Origin of the sequence: Prevotella sp. TCVGH (assembly GCF_023522295.1) — a bacterium.
Taxonomy (GTDB): domain Bacteria; phylum Bacteroidota; class Bacteroidia; order Bacteroidales; family Bacteroidaceae; genus Prevotella; species Prevotella timonensis.
Genome location: NZ_QFFX01000001.1, coordinates 18,486 through 39,724, shown reverse-complemented (window position 1 = coordinate 39,724; position 21,239 = coordinate 18,486). Strand labels below are relative to the sequence as shown.

The following is a 21,239-nucleotide window of genomic DNA, read 5'->3' as shown; positions in this document are numbered from 1 at the left end:
GCGTTTTTTCGTCAAGAAAGGGGAACGGAAAAGAAAGCAAACGGACTGGTTTGAATCCAGAACATCTGCCTGTTTTCTACAACTCTGTTTGTGGAATGTACTCCTCGCCCCGCAAAAATATCCTGTTTACTATAGGTGTAGTGTATGCGTAAGGAATAAAGTCAACCGATGGGATGGGCTTCGTAATGTAAAAATTCGCAACCTTTCCCTTCGTGATAGAACCGTAATCCTTGCTCAATCCCATGGCATACGCACTGTTCATGGTACCTGCATTGATGGCTTCTGCTGGTAAGAGACGCATCTTGATGCACGCCAGCGAAATGACAAACTTCATGTCTCCCGATGGTGTCGAGCCTGGATTGTAGTCGCTTGCCACCGCTAAAGGCAACCCCTCGTCAATGACTTTGCGCCCCAACGCAAACGGCATGTTCAGGAAGAACGATGTACCGGGAAGGGCGGTAGGCATGGTTTCGCTGCCACGTAGTGTCTCTATCGTTTCTGCGGTCATACTCTCGAGATGGTCTACCGATAGGGCATTGTGTCTAACTCCTACCTCTACCCCACCAGAGGACGCCAATTCGTCGGCATGTATCTTGCCTCGCATGCCATATTTTGCCCCTGCTTCAAGAATACGTGCGGTTTCTTCGGGCGTAAAGAAGCCCGTATCGCAGAACACATCAATGTATTCTGCCAAGTTTTCTTTGGCTACAGCAGGAATCATCTCACGGATTACCAAGTCGACATAATCACTTTGTCTGCCTGCATATTCGCGCGAAACGGCATGCGCACCCAAGAAAGTGGCAACCACCTTGAGCGGTGTCGTCTCTTTGATGCGCTTGATGACGCGCAACATTTTCAGTTCGTCAGCGGTGTTCAAACCGTATCCACTCTTGATTTCTATGCACCCCGTTCCTTTTCGGATGACTTCGTCTACACGACGCATCGCCTGTTGGTACAGTTCATCTTCGGACATGTCGTGCAACTTGTCGGCAGAATTGAGGATACCACCGCCCCTTTTGGCGATTTCGGCATAGCTCAAGCCACGTATCTTGTCCACAAACTCCTGCTCACGACTCCCTGCAAAGACAATGTGGGTGTGCGAATCGCACCAAGAGGGCAGCACACTTCCGCCTTTGGCATCTATCTGCTGTACATCAGAAGGAAGGTTGCATTTCGCTAAATCGCTCATGGCACCATACGAATGGATGCGCCCGTCCTCGACATAGAGAAAGGCATTCGCTATCGTTTCGAGCCGAGCCATCTCCTTACCCTCCAGTCGTAGCTTGTCCGTGGGTTGGATGCCTGCCAGAAAAGCAATGTTGGTTACTAAAAGTTTCATATCATGTAACAAAATGAAAATCCCACTCCTCCTGTCCGAAGAGAGTGGGATTGATGATTTATTTCCTTAAAAATTCTACCGATTGCGCAATGTGTGGCGACATAAACTCATCGTTTTCGATGAATGGTACCACCTTGCGATAAGCCGCATAGATAGCCTCAATGGCTGGTGACGACTTCAATGGGCGACGGAACTCGAGTGCTTGGGCTGCATTGAACAGCTCGATAGCCAGCACTCGCTCGGTGTTGAGCACTACCTGATACAACTTTGTGGCTGCATTGGCACCCATACTTACATGGTCTTCCTGCCCCTGCGACGATGGAATGCTGTCGACCGAAGCTGGCGTGCTGTACATCTTGCTTTGACTGACAATAGACGCAGCGGCATATTGTGGTATCATGAACCCACTGTTAAGACCGGGCTTTGCCACCAAGAAGCTGGGCAGATTGCGCGTACCCGAAATCAACTTATAGATTCGTCGCTCGGAGATGTTGCTCAATTCGCACAGGGCAATTGCCAAAAAGTCCATAGGTTGGGCGATAGGTTCGCCATGGAAGTTGCCTGCAGAGATCACCAAGTCGTCGTCAGGACAAACAGTTGGATTGTCGGTTGCCGCATTCAACTCTATTTCAATGACCGATCGCACATAAGCCAACGTGTCTTTCGATGCGCCATGCACTTGTGGCATACAACGGAACGAATAAGGATCTTGCACATTCACCTTAGGTTGCTTGATGAGTTCACTGCCCTCTAACAGCTCTCGAATATGTGCAGCGGTGTCTATCTGTCCCTTGTGTGGACGGACAGCATGCACGGCATGCGTGAACGGTTCGATACGTCCGTCGTAGGCTTCCAATGACATTACGCCAATCTTGTCTGCCCAATCACAGAGACGCTCGCTCTGCAACACTGCCCAAACGGCATAAGCGTTCATGTTCTGCGTACCGTTGAGCAGGGCAAGTCCTTCTTTGGAAGCCAACTGTATGGGTTCCCAGTTCATCTTTTGCAATAGCGCCTTGCCGCTCATCCGTTCACCTTTATACTCAACCTCGCCCATTCCTAACAATGGCAAGCAAAGGTGAGCCAACGGAACGAGGTCGCCCGATGCGCCAAGTGAGCCTTGTGTATAGACCACGGGATAAATATCATTGTTGAAGAAGTCGATCAATCGCTCAACCGTCTCTACCTGACAGCCAGAATAGCCATAACTCAAAGACTGCGCTTTGAGAAAGAGCATAATCTTTACAATGTCATTTGGCACCCTGCTGCCCACGCCGCAAGCGTGCGACATGATGAGGTTTACTTGCAACTGAGCCAGCCGGTCTTTGTCTACAGACACGTTGCACAATGAACCGAAGCCTGTGGTAACGCCATAGATAGGAACGTCCGACTCGGCAATTTTCTTGTCTAAATATTTGCGACAGCGCACAATTCGTTGACGTGCGTCATCAGATAATTCTAAAGTAGCATGGTTTTCTAAAATCGCTCCCACCTCTTCAATCGTGAGGTGTGCTGCGCTAATTTTGTGTATCATAGTGTGATTGTTAATGTGCCAAGTCGCAATGCCTCTCGCTCAAAGAAGTGTTTAGCGTGAAGCACTGCGACTGGACGTTGATTTAGAAGTTAAGTTTCTCTATTTCGCTGTCATCCACGAAGTTGGGTAAGGTTACCTTCAAGCCGGGAGTGCGTTCCATTTCTCGTTGAATGGCATCGATAGAACCCTTGTTACGAGCCCAGCTACGGCGTGCAATACCGTTGTTGACATCCCACAGAAGCATCTCGCGGATGTGGCGATTCGCATCTTCGCTGCCATCGACCACCATACCGAAGCCGCCATTGATGACTTCGCCCCAGCCTACGCCTCCACCGTTGTGAATGGAAACCCATGTGGCACCACGGAAAGCGTCGCCGATGACATTTTGAATGGCCATGTCGGCACAGAATTGCGAACCGTCGTAGATATTACTGGTTTCACGGAAAGGAGAGTCCGTACCAGAGACATCGTGATGATCACGACCAAGGACAACGGGCTGACTGATTTCGCCTTTGCGCACTGCCTCGTTGAATGCCAACGCAATCTTGGTTCTGCCCACACTGTCTGCATAGAGGATGCGAGCCTGAGAGCCTACAACCAAATGATTCTTGCCAGCTTCCTTAATCCAATGGATGTTGTCATCCAACTGACCGATAATATCTTTTGTGGCAGTTTTTCTCATTTCTTCCAGCACCTCAGTTGCCAAGCGGTCGGTCACCTCCAAATCCTTCGGGTCGCACGATGAGCAAACCCAACGGAATGGACCGAAACCATAATCGAAGAACATCGGTCCCATGATATCCTGCACATACGAAGGATAACGGAACTTACCGTCCTTGCGAAGGATGTCAGCTCCTGCACGACTTGCCTCCAAGAGGAAGGCATTGCCGTAATCGAAGAAGTACATTCCCTTTGCGGTGAGCTTGTTGATGGCATCTACCTGACGGCGCAATGACGCCCGAACCTTTTCCTTGAACTGCTCGGGAGCTTCCGCCATCATGCGATTAGACTCCTCCAAGCTCATGCCTACTGGATAATAACCACCTGCCCAAGGGTTGTGCAAAGATGTTTGGTCGCTACCCAAGTCCACACGGATATTCTCTTCGGCAAGGCGTTCCCACAGGTCAACGATGTTACCAACATAAGCCATGGACACCACGCGCTTTTCTTCAACAGCTTTTCGGATAGCAGGTATCAGTTCGTCAAGATTGTCGTGTAGTTCATCTACCCATCCTTGTTCGTAACGTTTGTTAGCAGCCAAGGGGTTGATTTCAGCAGTCACACTCACCACGCCAGCGATGTTGCCAGCCTTTGGCTGTGCGCCCGACATGCCGCCAAGACCTGCCGTGACAAACAGTTTCATGTTGTCGCCACCTACCTTGCGTGCCGCATTGAGCACAGTAATGGTAGTACCATGCACAATTCCCTGTGGACCAATATACATATACGAGCCTGCGGTCATCTGTCCGTACTGACTCACACCGAGTGCATTGTCTCTCTCCCAATCGTCCTGCTTAGAGTAATTGGGAATCACCATTCCGTTCGTCACCACCACCCGTGGTGCATCCTTATGCGAAGGGAACAAACCAAGCGGATGACCAGAGTACATCACCAATGTTTGCTCGTCTGTCATCTCGCTGAGATACTGCATCACAAGTCGATACTGCGCCCAGTTTTGGAACACGGCACCATTGCCTCCGTAAGTAATCAGTTCGTGTGGATGTTGCGCTACTGCCTTATCCAAGTTGTTTTGTATCATCATCATGATAGCGGCAGCCTGCTTGCATTTGTGTGGATATTCGTCAATGTGACGAGCGTGCATATCATACGTAGGACGGAAGCGATACATATAGATACGTCCATAAGTCTTCAACTCGTCCAAAAACTCTGGTGCCAATGTGGCATGAAACTTCTTTGGGAAGTAACGCAATGCGTTGCGCAATGCCAACTTCTTTTCTTCTGATGTAAGAATGTCTTTTCTCTTAGGTGCATGGTTCACCGTGTGGTCATACGGTTGTGGGTCGGGTAAGGTATTAGGAATACCCGCCCGAATGTCCGCCATGAATTCTTCGTGCGTCATTTTCTTTATCTTTAAGGTCTTATAATTTACTTTCTACTATCTTCATAATCTCTACTTCGGCTTGGTTTGCCTTGTCAATGAGTTGGTTAGCCTCGCCCACCAACTGGTCGGCTACCTCGCGATTTTTCAGTCCAGAGGCGTTAATCTTGACATTGAGTCCTGCTCCTAAAACGGCAGCACGGGCAGCCAACACGCCCACACCAGCATCCGAAACGCTGTTGGGGTTGCCTTCTTGTGCCATCGCCTTACAGAGTTCAAACACTTTATAGGCAGCCTTCATGGTATGCAGAGGTACCTGTGTGGCATAAAGGGTGGCGTCTTGAATCGCAGCGGAACGGGCAGCCTTGTCCTCGTCCGTCTTCTTAGGCAAGCCAAAGGCAGCCATGATGCGGTTGAAAGCCTCGGTATCCTCGTCGACAAGGTGCATCAGCTCTACCTTGATTTCCTGTCCTTTGTCTGCCCAGTTGCTGAACTCTTCCCAGCGATCATCCCATCCTGCCTTGTGACTTGACAGGTTGGCAACCATCGTTCCTAAGGTAGCACCTAATGCACCCATATAAGCGGAGATGGTTCCACCACCGGGAGCGGGAGACTCGCGCGAAGTCTCGTCGGCAAACTCCTTCACGGTAAGGTCTATCAGCTTGGCTTTCTTGTTATCGTCCTCCAACAGGTATTCAATAACCTTCTCACGAGGATTGAATGGTTTGAGGTCGTCTAATCCCAACGATTTGATAGCGATGGTCAAGATATCCTCTTCTGGAATACCAGTAGAGCGGTTCTGTTTCCGCAAGAAGTACTTGCCTGCATCTATCAATGTTCGCTTAGGAACCAGTCCTACTATCTCTGTTCCCGTGACACGGATACCTCGGTTCTGCGCACAACGGCAAACCTCATCAAAGGCAACGTGCAATGGAGTGGCGTTGATATCCGTGATATTCATAGACACTTGCGCAATGGCGTATTCGTCAATATACCACCCAATCGCCTTTGTTCCTTTCAAGGTACCCGGTATCATGATGGTCTTGCCGTGCTCATCCTTCATGGGCTTACCCACAGGAGAGTTGCCCTCTCGGCGTGGACGTCCCTTCTCACGCACGTCAAAAGCAATGGCGTTGGCACGGCGTGTAGAGGTTGTATTGAGGTTGAAGTTGGTAGCAATCAGAAAGTCACGTGCGCCAACGGCAGTACATCCTGTGCGTGCCACACCTTCGTCAAAGGGGCGAGCCCCAAAGTCGGGTGCCTTAGCAGGATCATTCATCTTCTCTGGCAGCGCCTCGTATTCTCCTGCACGGCAAACAGCCAAGTTCTTACGCTCGGGCGTCCGTGCTGCAGCTTCATAACAATAACAAGGTACGTTGAGTTCGTTGGCGATCCGCTCTGCCAACTGCTGTGCGAGTTTTGCACATTCTTCCAATGTAATGCCAGCCACTGGGATAAGTGGACAAACGTCTGTGGCACCCATTCGTGGATGCGCTCCATGGTGATTGCGCATATCAATGAGCTGGGCTGCCTTTTTCACGGCTTGGAATGCAGCTTCTAATACATTATCGGGCGAACCGACAAACGTCACCACCGTTCTATTGGTAGCCTCACCTGGGTCTACATCTAATAGTTTAACACCCTTAACGCGCTCAATCTCATCTGTAATTTGTTTAATTACCTGCATGTTGCGACCCTCGCTAAAATTAGGGACGCACTCTACGATTTGTTGTTTTTCTGTCATTTTTAATATGATTAGGTTTAAGTTGTTTTTCGTTTGATGTGGTAAAGATATAAAAAAAGCAGCAACCTACAAAAAAAATACGTGTAAAGTATGCTAAATATCGTTGCTTCTCTTTTTCGTCCCAAAATTCCTTCATAGAAGAATGATGTTTTACAACGAAAAATACGAACGAAACAGAAATGTTTTTCCCTCCACGGTAATAGTGTTCCTCTATTTTTTGAAACCATCCATCGGGTTGCAATGACGGAGTAAAAGCCCAACAGAAATATAGTCCAGAGGATGGTGTAGCAACAATGGTTACGAGCAAAGACGGGCTGAAAGCCCAACAGGAATATAGCGCAGAGGATTGTGCAGCAATCATGGTTACGAGCAAAGACGGGCTGAAAGCTCAACAGGAATATAGAACAGATGATTGTGCAGCAATCATGGGTACGAGCAAAGACGGGCTGAAAGCCCAATAAGAATACAGCCCAGGGCAGCGCCCTGGGTTTGAGTTTATTAACTAATTGGCGCGCTGTAAGCGCAACAGGAGCCAGCGAAATGCTCGTTCGTTCCTTCCTTTTGCTCTTTCAGAGCGCAAGTTAGTTGGAATATTTTTACCCAGGGCGCTGCCCTGGGCTGTATTCTTATTGGGCTTTCAGCTCGTCTTTGCTCGTACCCATGATTGCTGCACAATACTCTGCGCTATATTCCTTTTCGGGCTTCGCCCCGCCATTGCTTGTAATATTGGCTACTGCACGTTGCGCTGGGCTATATTCCTATTGGGGCTTCGCCCCGTCATCGCTCACAAGGATAAACGAAAAATAATCCTACTGCACCGTTGAAATGACCATTTGCACAAACATCTGTAGGTGTGTAAAAGTGTGAAAAAATTTAACAACCCCTCTCAATACTCGCGTATTTGTAACCAAGCGCAGGACTGTACGCAAATACGCAAGTTTTATAAACACTTGTGAATGAACGGATTAACTACCATGCCACCTGTGATGAACCTACTATCTCATTGCTTTGACACCGTTGAAGCATGGAAATAAGGCAAGAATTTGCATGCTTTTGCGACACAATTTGCGGTAAATAGACGGCTTAACTCAATGAGATAAGGAAATTCCACCTAAAAAACAAGGCAAAAACGACTATCTAACAACGAATATTTTTCTAAAATGAAAAAATGAAATTACGAAATAAATTTACAAAAATACGGATGCAGCAGCACGGATCTTTCATTGAAAAGCAGTGTTGTTGAACATCGAATGAAGTCAATGAAACGAATCAACGCAACAAGAGAATGAAGCCAATCTGACGACTGACTTTTGAGGAATGCAGCGCATCAGACGGCTGGTGAGATGAAACGGAAAACATATTCTTCATCATCGCAACGGAAGAACACGGAACGACACGGACGTGTCGTGAAATCTCGCAAAATGCTGTTGCGACAAATCCGCCATGTCATTGGCTCATCATCGCATCAAAAACAGCCTGTATCTAAGTGCAGTATTACTTCAAAACAATGATATAAGTACATAATAGCCAACACTTTTCTACTTATAACATAACATAATAAAAGGAGAATTAAAAGGACATGCACGGCACAATTCCTTGCTTCTGCTGCCACAGCTACAAGAAGAAATCCTGCAAACGTTGGCGAGTAAAATCTTTTTGCAGCGGAGACAAATATCGCAGGAAAGCCGCCCACACGCAAAAAATATGGGTAGGACAAACAAATAAAGCAGGTGACAAACAACGCAGGAGAGTTGCCCACACGCAAAAGCACGAGCGGAGGTGGGCAAACAGGAACCTACTTCAGCAACTTGAAGCGAGCGAACTTGAGCAGCAACTGCTTGGTACCCGCATGCTTAAAGTCCACCGTAGCCTTTCTGTTCTCACCATCACCCTCCAATCGGAGTACGGTGCCAATGCCGAAACGCTGGTGTTCAATGGTGCTCCCCTCTTGCAAACCAGAGGCATCAGGATTAGGGGAAGAGGCTGCCGCTGTCCGTCCACCGTTGGTCATGGCGTCAGTGACACGCTTAAAGTTTCCACCTGCCTGCTGGAGTTGGCGCTTAAAGGAGGAAGAGAAGGGGTCAACAGCCTGTTCAGGGCGCTGAACAGAGGTGATTTTCGGTTTGACATCGGCTTGGAACTGACTCGCCACAGGTCGGGAGTTTTGCATGCGATCGCTATATCGTCGATAGTTATCGTCAGAGAAGTGACTGCCACTGTAAGGCGCAAAGATGGACTCATCGATCGTTTCCTCTTCGGCTTCGATGTGGATAAAACGTGAATCAATGTCTTTGATAAATCTACTGGGCGTATCAAATTCCAGTTTGCCATACCGCCAGCGGTTCTTTGCTGACGTGAGGATGCAATGTTTTTCGGCACGCGTAATTGCCACATACAGCAATCGGCGTTCTTCCTCTAATTCGCGAGGGGAATCGATAGCCATAGGACTTGGAAAGATATTCTCCTCCAATCCAACGATAAAAACAGTGGGAAACTCCAGTCCTTTGGCGGCATGCACGGTCATGAGCGACACTTTACTATCGCTCCCGTCGTCGCTATCCAAATCGGTGAGCAGGGCGACACTTTGCAGATAATCGGGCAGATACACCTCCTGTTCCAAGCCTTCCTCTCGCTTGCTCTCGGTATAATCTTGCAAGCCTGCCAACAGCTCATTGACATTCTCTTGTCGTGCCAATCCCTCTGGGTCGTTGTTGGAGTAGATATCGGTACTAATGCCACTGGTTTGGAGGATGTCACGCCCCAACTTGAACGCATCAGCCTGATGCAATTGAGCAATGAAACCCTCTATCAACTCTTTGAAGCGCAGCAACTTTGTCTGTGTACCCTTGTTCACCGTAGGCAATAAGGAGGACGCTTGCGCAATGACTTGCCAGAAGCTGATGCCGTGTTCTTGTGCCGAAGCAGCAATCTTCTGAAGCGTGGTGTTGCCAATCCCTCGCGTGGGATAGTTGATGATGCGCTTAAAAGCCTCTTCATCATCAGGATTCACCACCAGTCGGAAGTAGGCTAAGATGTCCTTTATCTCTTTGCGCTGGTAGAAACTCAAACCTCCGTAGATGCGATAAGGAATGTGCTGTCGCAACATCTCCTCCTCAAAACTCCTACTCTGCGCATTGGTTCGGTAGAGAATGGCAAAGTCGGAATAGGTCGCACCGTCGGTGCGCATGATGCGTTGGATATCCTTGCACACCACCAACGCCTCCTCTTTATCCGAATACACCGGCTTGAAAAGGAGCTTCTCCCCTTGGTCGTTCTCGCTATATACATCCTTTGGAATTTGGCGTTCGTTATGTTTGATGAGACTGTTTGCAGCCTTGACAATGTGTTGCGTGGAGCGGTAGTTCTGTTCCAACTTAAACAAGCGTGCCCCTTCGTAAATCTGTTCGAAGTCAAGCATGTTGTCAATATTTGCTCCTCTGAACCCATAAATGCTCTGTGCATCGTCGCCAACCACACAGATGTGCTGATGGTCTTTGGTTAACTCCCACACAATGCATTGCTGGGCATAATTGGTATCTTGGTACTCATCTACCAAGACATAGCGGAAACGCTCCACATATTTTTGACGAATATCCTCATGCGTCTTGAACAATTGATACGTCAACACCAGCAAATCATCAAAATCCATGGCATTTGCCTTTCTGCAACGCTGCACATAGACATCATAGATGCGATGCAGTTCGAAGCGACGACTCTTCTGGTCACGCAACATCAGCTCGGCGTTCGCTGCATAACTCTGCGGTGAGATGAGACGGTTCTTCGCATTGCTTATCACGGCATGTACGCCAGCGGGCTTGTAGATTTTATCATCCAGCTCCATTTCCTTGATAATGGCTTTGAGCAACGACCGAGAGTCGGACTCATCGTAAATCGTAAAGCCCGACCGATAGCCTACCTGTGCAGCCTCTGACCGCAAAATCCTTGCGAAGATAGAGTGGAAAGTGCCCATATTGATGTAGCGTGCTGTCTGATGTCCCACCAATTGTCCAATGCGCTCTTTCATCTCGTTGGCGGCTTTATTGGTAAAGGTGAGTGCCAAGATGTTCCAAGGTTTCATGCCTTGTTGTATCTGATAGGCTATCTTATACGTCAAGACACGTGTCTTTCCCGACCCTGCTCCTGCGATGACCAACTGCGGACCGTCGTTGTAGGTCACGGCAGCTTGCTGACTCTCGTTCAATTGTCCTAATAGCTCTTTCATTTCTTTCGGTGGTATATACCCCCCTTTGTGGTGTTGGGGTTGATATCTTCTCCCTCTCTTGGAAATGAGGGAACAAACTTCATTTCGTGTTCTATCTTCCGCTGTCGCAAGCGCATATAGGCACTTGGCGTCTTACTGCTAAACCTGATAGGGTTTGGCAGGGTAGCTGCAATCAGTGCACAGTCTGCTCGGGAAAGCTCACCAGCTGTCGTGTCGAAATGATATTTAGCTACCGCATCCACGCCATATATCATCTCGCCCATCTCTATCGAGTTAAGATACACCTCCATGATGCGCTGTTTGCTCCACATCAGTTCGATAAGAAAGGTAAAATAAACCTCAAAACCTTTGCGCACCCATGAGCGACCTGGCCACAAAAACACATTCTTGGCAGTTTGTTGGGTGATGGTACTGGCTCCGCGCTTCTTTCCCGACTTGTTGGTCAGGTTATGCGTGGCGGCTTTCTCTATGGCTTGGAAGTCAAATCCATGGTGCAACAGAAAGCGTTGGTCTTCACTTGCCATCACCGCTACGGGCATGTGTTTGGAGATATGGTCGAGGGGCACCCAGTGGTGTCGAATCTTCAACTCGCCATGCTGCACACATCGTATCACCATTAACGGGGTGATGTACACAGGAATAAAGCGGTAAGCCACCACTACTAAAATGGTGGAGGTGAAAAACAATACGATGATTCTTCGTAGAAAACGTCCTATAATGCTCATCATTCAAACAAAAAGGGGCACCAGTAACAGCACCCCTCCTCAATGTTTTATAAAATTTTAGTTGAGTTTACCGTCGTTAGCCTTCTCTACCATTTCAGGACTTGCGTACAGATACACTTCTACACGGCGGTTCTGCTGACGTCCAGCCTTGGTACTGTTGGTAGCTACGGGTTGTGAGCTGCCCATACCCGACACGTTTTGGAACTGACTGGAAGAGACACCACAGCTCTTGAGGTAGTTCACTACGCTCTGTGCACGGTCGTTGCTCAATGGAATGTTGATGCCGTCGTTACCTGTAGAGTCAGTATGACCTAAGATATCAACGTGGCAGTCTCTGTTCTTCTTCAAGACAGCAGAGAACTTAGCCAATTCGTTTTTGCTGGCTTGGTTCAAGATAGCCTTGCTCGAAGCAAACAAGATACCGCTATCAAAAGTGACCTTCACAGCCTTTAAGCCGTTCTTATCGGTTACCTCTTCTACTTTAGCATTCTCCACTTGGGCTGCAGTTTCAGCAGCGACCTTATCCATGTGACGCCCAATAATGGCACCAGTACCTGCACCAACAGCTCCACCAATGGCAGCTCCTACACCTGCATTGCCTGCTATCTTACCAATAATCGCTCCCAAAACAGCACCGCCACCAGCACCTGCCAAAGCTCCTGTACCTTGTTTAGTAGAACAACTAAATACGGTCATGAGACACATTGCCAGTGTCATTGTTTTCAATTTCTTCATAATGTTACGTTTTTTAATCGTTTATTTATTGCAAAGATAATTCTTTTTATGTCAATATTCACCCATATCAACATTTTTTTGTACTTTTGCGACAAAATTAAGCAATCATCGAATATTCCACAACGGGATATTCCTAAGATATTTATGGATTTCCCTATTTTTGTAAGGGGCTAATTATTCATCAAACAGAACATGGCAAAAGAATTAAAAGAATTGACTAAGCGCTCGGAGAACTATAGTCAATGGTATAACGACTTGGTTATCAAAGCCGATTTGGCAGAACAGTCGGCTGTACGCGGATGTATGGTTATCAAGCCATACGGCTACGCGATATGGGAAAAAATGCAACAGCAGTTGGACAAAATGTTTAAGGAAACGGGAGCACAGAATGCCTATTTCCCTCTGCTGATTCCTAAATCCTTCCTTAGTAAGGAGGCGGAACACGTCAAAGGGTTTGCGAAAGAATGTGCTGTAGTGACCCACTATCGCCTGAAATCCTCCGAAGAGGGAACGGGTGTGGAAGTAGATCCTGCGGCAAAACTCGAAGAAGAGTTGATTATTCGCCCTACTTCTGAAACCATTATCTGGAACACGTACAAGAACTGGATTAAGTCTTGGCGCGACCTGCCTTTGATGTGCAACCAATGGTGCAACGTGATGCGTTGGGAAATGCGCACACGTCCATTTCTTAGAACGTCAGAGTTTTTATGGCAAGAGGGACACACTGCCCATGCCACTCGTGAAGAAGCTGAGGAAGAAGCACAGAAGATGCTCAAGGTATATGCTGATTTTGCCGAGCAATGGATGGCTGTTCCCGTGGTTCAGGGCGTGAAGAGCGAGACCGAACGCTTTGCAGGTGCTTTGGACACCTATACCATTGAGGCGATGATGCAAGACGGTAAGGCTTTGCAGAGCGGTACCAGTCACTTCTTGGGACAGAACTTTGCCAAATCGTTTGATGTAACCTACCTCAACAAAGAGAACAAGCCCGAATACGTATGGGCGACGAGTTGGGGCGTTTCGACACGCTTAATCGGTGCGCTCATCATGACCCACTCCGACGATAACGGCTTAGTATTGCCTCCACGCTTGGCTCCTATCCAAGTAGTCATCGTTCCTATCTCTAAAACGAGCGAGCAACTCAAAGCCATTCACGACCAACTGAAGCCCATTATCGACGGCTTGAGAGCCATGGGCATCACCGTGAAGTTTGATGACAACGACACCAAGCGACCCGGGTTCAAGTTTGCAGACTACGAACTGAAAGGCGTTCCCGTGCGTTTGGTCATGGGTGGACGCGACTTGGAAAACAACACCATCGAGGTGATGCGACGCGACACACTGCAAAAGGAAACCGTTTCGTTGGAGAAGATTTTGGAATACGTCCCCAAACTCTTGGAGGAGATGCAAGCCAACATCCTTAAGAAAGCCAAAGACTTTAGAGATGCGCACATCTACGAATGTGAAAATTACGACGAGTTCAAGCAGAAAATCAAGGACGGAGGCTTCTTCCTTTGCCACTGGGACGGCACTGAAGAAACCGAAGCAAAGATTAAGGAGGAGACGCAAGCCACCATTCGTTGCGTGCCATTTGGTGTAGAACAGACACCGGGCGTGGACATGGTATCGGGCAAACCTGCCAAATATCGGGTCATCATTGCAAGGAGTTATTAAACAACGCTTCATAGATAGGTGGGTTCTATAAATTACCACCTTATATAATTATACTAAAGATATATCAGCAGGGTTACGTCTTCCCATTTTGGTGCAACACATGGAAACACAAAGAGTGGCAAGACAAATTTATAGAACCCAGCGTTTAAGTACTCAAAATGGACTGGATTATTTCGCTTTTTACGAACAACGATTCGGTAGCTCACATCGCTTTGCTCTACGCCATCGTCATAGCGGTCGGTGTTCTGTTAGGTAAAATCAAGGTTGGCGGTGTGTCATTGGGCGTTACCTTTGTATTGTTTGCAGGTATTGTCGCTGGTCATGTGGGATTTACAGGTCCTACAAATATCCTGACTTTCGTGCAAGATTTTGGACTTATCCTCTTTGTCTTCTGCATTGGTTTACAGGTTGGACCGGGATTTTTTGAGAGTTTCAGGCGAGGAGGTGTGACCCTTAACTTGCTCTCGACAGCACTCATCCTGCTCAACATTGCAGTGATGTTTGCCTGTTATTACATTTTCTTCGACACCTCCGATTCCCACAACCTTCCTATGATGGTGGGAACGCTCTACGGTGCCGTCACCAATACGCCTGGTTTGGGTGCTGCCAACGAGGCACTCACGGCGATATTTACCAAAGAAGACATGCCACAGATAGCCAACGGTTATGCCTGTGCCTACCCACTCGGTGTGTTGGGCATTATTGGAGCAACCATTGCCATTCGTTATATCTGTAGAGTCAATTTGGAAAAAGAAGACGATGACCTGTCGCAAGCCGAAGGAGACAACCCCAATGCCAAGCCTTGTCAGATTCGTCTCAAGGTGAGCAATGCCTATATCGCAGGTCGCTCGTTACAACAAATCAAGGAGTTCCTCAACCGTGACTTCGTGTGTACACGTTTGTTGCACGAGGGCAACTTGGAAATCCCACGAGGAGAAACTGTTATTCAGAAAGACGATGAGCTGCTCATCGTGTGTGCCGAGGCAGATGCCGAAGCCGTACAGGCGTTCATAGGCCCTACCATCGATTTGCCATGGGAAGAAGAGGACACCAAGCAACCCATGATTTCCAAACGAATTGTCATTACCAACTCATCTATGAATGGTAAAATATTGGGCAAGATGCACTTTGCCAGCGTCTACGGTGTCAACATCACCCGTATCACTCGTCAAGGCATTGACCTCTTTGCCAGTCAAAATCTGCACCTACATGTGGGTGACCGTGTGATGGTGGTTGGTCCAGAGGAGAACGTAGAGCGTGTTGCCGACGTCATGGGTAACTCTGTGAAGCACCTCAATGTGCCCAACATCGCCACCATTTTTATAGGTGTCTTCATCGGTATCATCTTTGGAAGTATTCCTATCTCTATCCCTGGCATGCCTGTTCCTTTGAAGTTGGGTATTGCAGGCGGTCCCTTGATTATCGCTATTCTCATTGGACGTTATGGCTACAAGATGAAATTGGTGACCTACACCACCACCTCAGCGAACATGATGTTGCGTGAAATAGGTTTGGTGTTGTTCTTAGCCAGCGTCGGTATCAAGGCAGGAGCCAGCTTCGTAGAGACAGTGGTTGAAGGCGATGGCTTGAAATATGTGTACACGGGTGTACTCATCACCGTGATTCCTATTTTGATTATCGGAACCATTGCCCGCTTAAAATACAAGTTCAACTACTTCACCATCATGGGAATGTTGGCAGGTACTTGCACCGACCCACCCGCATTGGCGTACGCCAACTCGGTTTGCTCGCACGAAGCACCGTCTATTGGCTACTCTACCGTGTACCCGCTTAGCATGTTCCTGCGTATTTTCACGGCGCAAATGATTGTCCTCTTCTGTTGCGGATAGCGCAAAAAGAGTTACCAATCCCACAAATTACAGCGAGGTAAGCACCGCCCTATTTGCAGTGCATGCCTCGCTTTTCACATATTTTGCCGTTACACACGACAAATTCTAAAAAACATTTGCGGCACTTGTTTTTTTATTATACCTTTGCAGCCACAAAGACATTTTACGAATACTCATATTTAAGCGACAGACATAAAAAGAATTACTTTTTATACTAATAAATTAAATATGAGGAAAATTTTTACACCTTTAGCGTTGCTATGCGCAACAACTTTGGCTTTTTCCGCCCCTGTGGGCAGACAACAAGCCCGACAAGCTGCATTGGCTTTTATCAAGAGCCATGCAAGTACTAACTCCCAGATTGCTACACGAGCTTCACAAGCCGCGCCCTCGCTCAACGAGGTAGCAAGTTCCAATGCTTACTACATTTTCAACGTAGGTAAGGGACAGGGCTTCGTCATCGCCTCTGCTGACGACCGCACGGTTGACGTGTTAGGTTATGCAGAAGAGGGAACATACGACGAGCAGCAATGTCCAGCATCGCTTAAGATGCTCTTGGCACAATATCGACAGGAGGTGAGCATGCTGAACGACATGCCTGCCACCACGAAGCCTGCCACCACACGTGCCAACAGAACGCTGCAGCCCATCGACCCGTTGCTAAAAACCACATGGAGCCAGTACGGTCCCTACAACCTACAAACGCCCATGCACCAAAACAAGCACTGTGTTACGGGATGCGTTGCCACGGCAGCAGCCCAAATCATGGGCTATTACCAGTATCCAAAGAAGGCTCCCGCCATACCTGCCTACAAGGCTCCGTCGGCTCGTCTGCAAGTACCTGAGCTTGCCGAGAGTACCTTCGAGTGGAACGACATACTGCCTTCGTACCGCATTCCCACCACCCAGCAACAGCAAGACGCTGTGGCTAAGCTGATGAGATATGTGGGACAGGCGGTGTACATGGATTATACCGCTGACGATTCGGGTGCCGATTCCTACAACGTGATATTGTTCCTTACCCGATTGTTTGGCTACTCTAAGGACATGCACCGTGTTTTCAGAGACCGTTACACCAGTGAGGAATGGTACAATCTGATATACAATGAGTTGAAAGCCAAACGACCCGTATATTACTTTGCCGAAGATGTGGTGTACAACTATGGTCACGCCTTTGTCTGCGATGGTTACAAGGAAGGCGACTACTTTCACATCAACTGGGGCTGGGGAGGTCAATTCAACGGCTACTATCGCCTGTCGGTTCTTTCGCCACGCGAATATGGATTTACGCAACTGCCCAGTATCTACACACGCGAGCAAGGAGCTATCATCGGATTCAGACCAAGCGAAAGTGCTGAGGTATTTCCAAAAGTTGTTGACATCAAGGAGATGACGCCCCTGCAAGATCAAAGCCGCTCGAACAGTAGCGATGACTTCACGGATTTTGACATCACCATGAAATGCGTGAACAATTACGGCGAATCCTTTGATGCGGATTGCGGCATAGGCTTTTGGCAGGGAGGTAGATTGATAAACGCCGTCAAGCTGTTCAACGCTACGTTCAAGACCGACGGCAAGATACAAAGGAACGAAGCGAACTTCAACATACCACACACCCTTGCCAACGGAAAGTACACCGTGCTACCCGTTTACCGCATACAAGGCGAAAGCGAATGGAAAGCCTGTGGCGGCATTGGAGACATGGCGCAGGAGATAGAGATTACCAACACGGAACTGAAGACCTCCACTGCCAAGCCTGTTTTAGAGGTGAAGAAAGTGGATGTGAAAGGCAGCAAGGAGGCAGGACGTCCCCTGTTCGTAACCCTCACCATAGAAAACAAAGGCGACGAGTTGTACGACACCTTCGACATGCTCTTCACGTATGACTATGTGGCTTCTACCACCACCTTCCTGCCAGCAGGACAGACGACAGACGTGGTGTTTGAGCTTTATCCAAAGGAGGTTGGAGAGTTTGACTACTCCTTCGAATGCAAATCGGGCGCCACTATCAGCTCTAAAGGAAACATTACCATTACTGAACCTAAGTCGCAAAACCTTCCTTCGGTCAAGGTGAAAATCGAACAAAGCGAGGAAAATGCTTTCCAAGCTCCTGCCATGAGGGGGAAACTCATTGTGACCAACAGCGAGAGTGCTAACTATTGCGGTGGATTCGACATTGAGCTGCGTTGCAAGAAAGGCAATACGGACGCAGCTTACCTTGAAAACAAAATCTCGCTGGCAGACATCATTCCCGCCAACAGCACGAAAGAAATACCGTTCTCGATAGACAACGTTGCCGCTGGGGCACAATATGCCATTTACGTTGATGGCTACAAGGTAGAGGAACAGGAAGACTTCATCCAAGGTGGAATGAAATACGTACCTAAATGGGAGCGCATCCTCAAGACACCGTTCTACATGGCAAAAGACGCACCAACAGCAATCGCTGTTCCTCACGGCAGCCATGAGCCAATGCTCATATACAACCTGCAAGGTGTAGTGGTAGGTAAAGGCGAACAACAGTTCAAGTCACTGCCAAAGGGCATCTACATCATCGGTGGCAAGAAAGTAGTTAAGCGATAACCACCATCCACATCAGCCCATTCATCTTTTCGACAAGGCACAGCAACTTTCTCGTGACCTTTCCGAAGTTGAATGGGCTGTTGCATGCATCGCATGACATGATGAAATAGGGAACTCTTAGGCTTACCATTCAAAAAAAGCACTTCGCATCAAGAGTTGCGAAGTGCTTTTTTGAAAGTTTTATCAGTGATTTATCAACCAATTTAGTCGAGCCATTTCACATAACAGAAGTCCTGACGGTGAGGCAAGTTAGCATTCTTTGGATACATGCGCACACACAATTTGAAGGTGCCTGCAACATCAGGTTCCAATTCTGCCACGAAGGTATATTGGTTTCCTTCATGCTTTACCATCTTGAACGGAATGATTTTGTACACTTCACGTCCATCACTGTCGGGCAGTGTACGCAATGATACGATTTCCAAGCCGATGGCATCGTCCAAGCCTTGCTCGTCGATAACGTATTTCACCTGATAGCGTACGCCTGTTTCACCGCCATTCTCCAAGAAGGTAGTGTCCTTGGAAACCACATTGATCGCATCCCAATGCGCAACCAAATTTTCTTTCCACTGGGCGATGTCTTTGGCTATTTGGTGATTGTTGGCATCCAACTGCTCGAAACGTTGCGCCTGTTTGATATAGAATTTACTGAAATAATCGTCCAACTGACGCTTCATGGTGTAATGTGGTGCAATGGTGGCAATAGAATTCTTGATGGTCTTCACCCATTCCTTGCTATAACCCTGCTCCTCATGTCGGTAGAACATCGGGATAATCTCGTTCTCTAACATTGAGTAGATGGTAGAAGCATCCAACTGGTCTTGGTACGTTTGGTTGTCATAGGTACGCTTCTGAGGCAATGCCCATCCAGCACCATCGCGATAACCTTCAACCCACCAACCATCAAGCACAGAGAGGTTCACCACACCATTCATCTCAGCTTTCTCGCCCGATGTACCCGATGCCTCGAGAGGACGAGTTGGTGTGTTCATCCAAATATCCACGCCCGATACTAATCTGCGTGCCAACTGCATGTCATAGTCTTCCAAGAAGATAATCTTACCCAAGAACTCGGGGCGCTGACTGATTTCATAAATCTTCTTGATGAGCCCCTGTCCAGCACCATCGGCAGGATGTGCCTTGCCTGAGAAGAAGAACAACACAGGACGTTCGGGGTTGTTGACAATCTTAGATAGTCGCTCGATGTCGGTAAACAACAAGTGGGCGCGCTTGTAAGTAGCAAAGCGACGGCAGAAACCAATCATCAGCGCATTGGGGTTGATGCGCTCCAAGAGAGACATTACACGCGAGGGGTCGCCCTGATTCTTGAGCCAATTCTCGGTAAACTTCTCACGAATATAGGCTACCAACTTTTTCTTCAACGCCATACGCGTTTCCCATATTTCGGCATCTGGCACCTGATAGATGTCGTGCCAAATCTCCTCGTTGCTCTGATCGCTCATGAACGACGCATCAAAGTACTTGTCATAGATGCGACGGAACTCGGTAGATGTCCATGTAGGCAAGTGCACACCGTTGGTAACATAGCCCACATGACTCTCTTCAGGATAATAGCCTTGCCAAATAGGTGCAAACATTTTCTGGCTCACCCAGCCATGCAGCTTGCTCACACCGTTGACTTCCTGCGAAGTATTGCAAGCAAAGGTACTCATACAGAATCTTTCTGTGTGGTCGTCAGGATTTTCTCGTCCCATGCCGATGAACTCATCCCATGAGATACCCAACAGTGCAGGATAGCCATTCATATACTTTCCGAACAAAGCCTCATCGAAATAGTCGTGTCCTGCAGGTACAGGCGTATGCACCGTATATAATGAGGAGGCTCTTACCAGCTCCATTGCCTGATTGAAGGTAAGTCCGCTCTCTACATAGTCGCACAAGCGTTGCAAATTGCAGAGTGCCGCATGACCCTCGTTGCAGTGGTAGATTTGCTTCTTGATGCCTAATTTTTTCAGTGCTAACATACCGCCCACACCCAGCATTATCTCTTGTTTCAGGCGGTTCTCCCAGTCTCCACCGTACAGAGCGTGCGTAATCGACTGATCGTAAGGCGAGTTCATGTCGTTATCGGTATCTAAGAGATAGAGCTTGATGCGTCCCACATTGACACGCCAAACGTAGGCATGCACCGTGTAGTCGAGATAAGGAACATCTACCACGATGGGGTTGCCGTGTTCGTCTACCTCGCGTTCAATGGGTAAGGCGTTAAAGTTTTGTGCTTCGTATTGTGCCACTTGCTGACCGTCCATGCTCAACGACTGCTTGAAGTAGCCGTAGCGGTATAGGAAACCAACGGCACAAAGGTCTACGTTACTGTCCGATGCCTCTTTGAGGTAATCGCCTGCCAACATTCCCAAACCGCCAGAGTAGATTTTCAATACCTGATTGATACCATACTCCATGCTGAAATAAGCCACAGAAGGGCGGCTCTTATCAGGTTCCACATCCATATACGTGCGGAACTGCTGATAAACATCCTGCACACGCTGCATCATGGCAGCATTGTTCACAATCTCTTCCTTGCGGTCATAGCTCAGTCTGTCGAGCAACAAGACGGGATTTTGGTTCACTTCTTCATGCAGTTTCTCGTCCAAACTCTTGAACAAGCTGCGTGCCTCGTGATTCCAACCAAACCACATGTTGTGTGCCATTTCGTCCAAACACTTCAATTGTTCGGGCAGTCTTGACTTAATGGTCACCTCTTTCCACTGAGGCGAATTGGCATAACCTGTTTTAATCTTCATAAATTTGTT

The 21,239-nt window shown here is 48.0% G+C and carries 13 protein-coding genes; 5 read left to right on the top strand and 8 right to left on the bottom strand.

From position 1 onward, the window contains the following. Window positions 1-76: 76 nt before the first annotated feature. The 4 genes from hutI to ftcD form a co-directional block, all read right to left on the bottom strand. On the bottom strand, window positions 77-1,339 hold the full coding sequence (gene hutI / locus DEM91_RS00130) for an imidazolonepropionase (protein ID WP_249857395.1): 1,263 nt from the start codon (window positions 1,337-1,339) through the stop codon (window positions 77-79). Window positions 1,340-1,397: 58 nt separating this feature from the next. Then, entirely contained in the window at window positions 1,398-2,873 is a 1,476-nt protein-coding gene (hutH, locus tag DEM91_RS00125; RefSeq protein ID WP_249857394.1) for a histidine ammonia-lyase, read from the bottom strand. Between the two features lie 82 nt (window positions 2,874-2,955). Further along, entirely contained in the window at window positions 2,956-4,953 is a 1,998-nt protein-coding gene (locus DEM91_RS00120; protein ID WP_195252761.1) for a urocanate hydratase, read from the bottom strand. A 19-nt stretch (window positions 4,954-4,972) separates the two neighbouring features. Further along, window positions 4,973-6,676 (bottom strand): glutamate formimidoyltransferase, encoded by a 1,704-nt coding sequence (gene ftcD, locus DEM91_RS00115; protein WP_249857393.1) that lies wholly within the window; start codon window positions 6,674-6,676, stop codon window positions 4,973-4,975. 293 nt (window positions 6,677-6,969) lie between these two features. Here ftcD and DEM91_RS00110 point away from each other — a divergent pair, with 293 nt between their 5' ends. Beyond that, window positions 6,970-7,137, top strand: coding sequence for a hypothetical protein (locus DEM91_RS00110; protein ID WP_249857392.1), 168 nt, complete (start codon window positions 6,970-6,972; stop codon window positions 7,135-7,137). A gap of 882 nt (window positions 7,138-8,019) precedes the next feature. Further along, a complete protein-coding gene (locus DEM91_RS00105; protein WP_249857391.1) occupies window positions 8,020-8,187 on the top strand; it encodes a hypothetical protein in 168 nt (55 codons plus the stop codon). Between the two features lie 284 nt (window positions 8,188-8,471). On the opposite strand, the gene DEM91_RS00100 is transcribed toward DEM91_RS00105, so the two are convergent. Genes DEM91_RS00100 through DEM91_RS00090 form a run of 3 tightly spaced genes read right to left on the bottom strand, consistent with a single transcriptional unit; the run spans window position 8,472 to window position 12,358 of the window. Beyond that, window positions 8,472-10,898 carry an ATP-dependent helicase gene (locus DEM91_RS00100; RefSeq protein WP_249857390.1) on the bottom strand — a complete coding sequence of 809 codons (2,427 nt, stop codon included), beginning with the start codon at window positions 10,896-10,898 and terminating at the stop codon, window positions 8,472-8,474. Then, on the bottom strand, window positions 10,895-11,626 hold the full coding sequence (gene mtgA / locus DEM91_RS00095) for a monofunctional biosynthetic peptidoglycan transglycosylase (RefSeq protein WP_249857389.1): 732 nt from the start codon (window positions 11,624-11,626) through the stop codon (window positions 10,895-10,897). The genes DEM91_RS00100 and mtgA overlap by 4 nt, the downstream gene beginning before the upstream one ends. A gap of 54 nt (window positions 11,627-11,680) precedes the next feature. Further along, on the bottom strand, window positions 11,681-12,358 hold the full coding sequence (locus DEM91_RS00090; RefSeq protein ID WP_249857388.1) for an OmpA family protein: 678 nt from the start codon (window positions 12,356-12,358) through the stop codon (window positions 11,681-11,683). Between the two features lie 192 nt (window positions 12,359-12,550). Here DEM91_RS00090 and proS point away from each other — a divergent pair, with 192 nt between their 5' ends. From proS to DEM91_RS00075, 3 genes are all read left to right on the top strand, one after another. Continuing rightward, window positions 12,551-14,032, top strand: a complete 1,482-nt coding sequence (gene proS / locus DEM91_RS00085; RefSeq protein ID WP_249857387.1) for a proline--tRNA ligase — start codon at window positions 12,551-12,553, stop codon at window positions 14,030-14,032. 158 nt (window positions 14,033-14,190) lie between these two features. Next, window positions 14,191-15,882, top strand: coding sequence for a putative transporter (locus DEM91_RS00080; RefSeq protein WP_249857386.1), 1,692 nt, complete (start codon window positions 14,191-14,193; stop codon window positions 15,880-15,882). A gap of 228 nt (window positions 15,883-16,110) precedes the next feature. After that, a complete protein-coding gene (locus tag DEM91_RS00075; RefSeq protein WP_249857385.1) occupies window positions 16,111-18,465 on the top strand; it encodes a C10 family peptidase in 2,355 nt (784 codons plus the stop codon). Window positions 18,466-18,668: 203 nt separating this feature from the next. Here DEM91_RS00075 and glgP read toward each other — a convergent pair whose 3' ends face one another. Beyond that, window positions 18,669-21,230, bottom strand: a complete 2,562-nt coding sequence (gene glgP / locus DEM91_RS00070; protein ID WP_249857384.1) for an alpha-glucan family phosphorylase — start codon at window positions 21,228-21,230, stop codon at window positions 18,669-18,671. Window positions 21,231-21,239 lie beyond the last annotated feature (9 nt).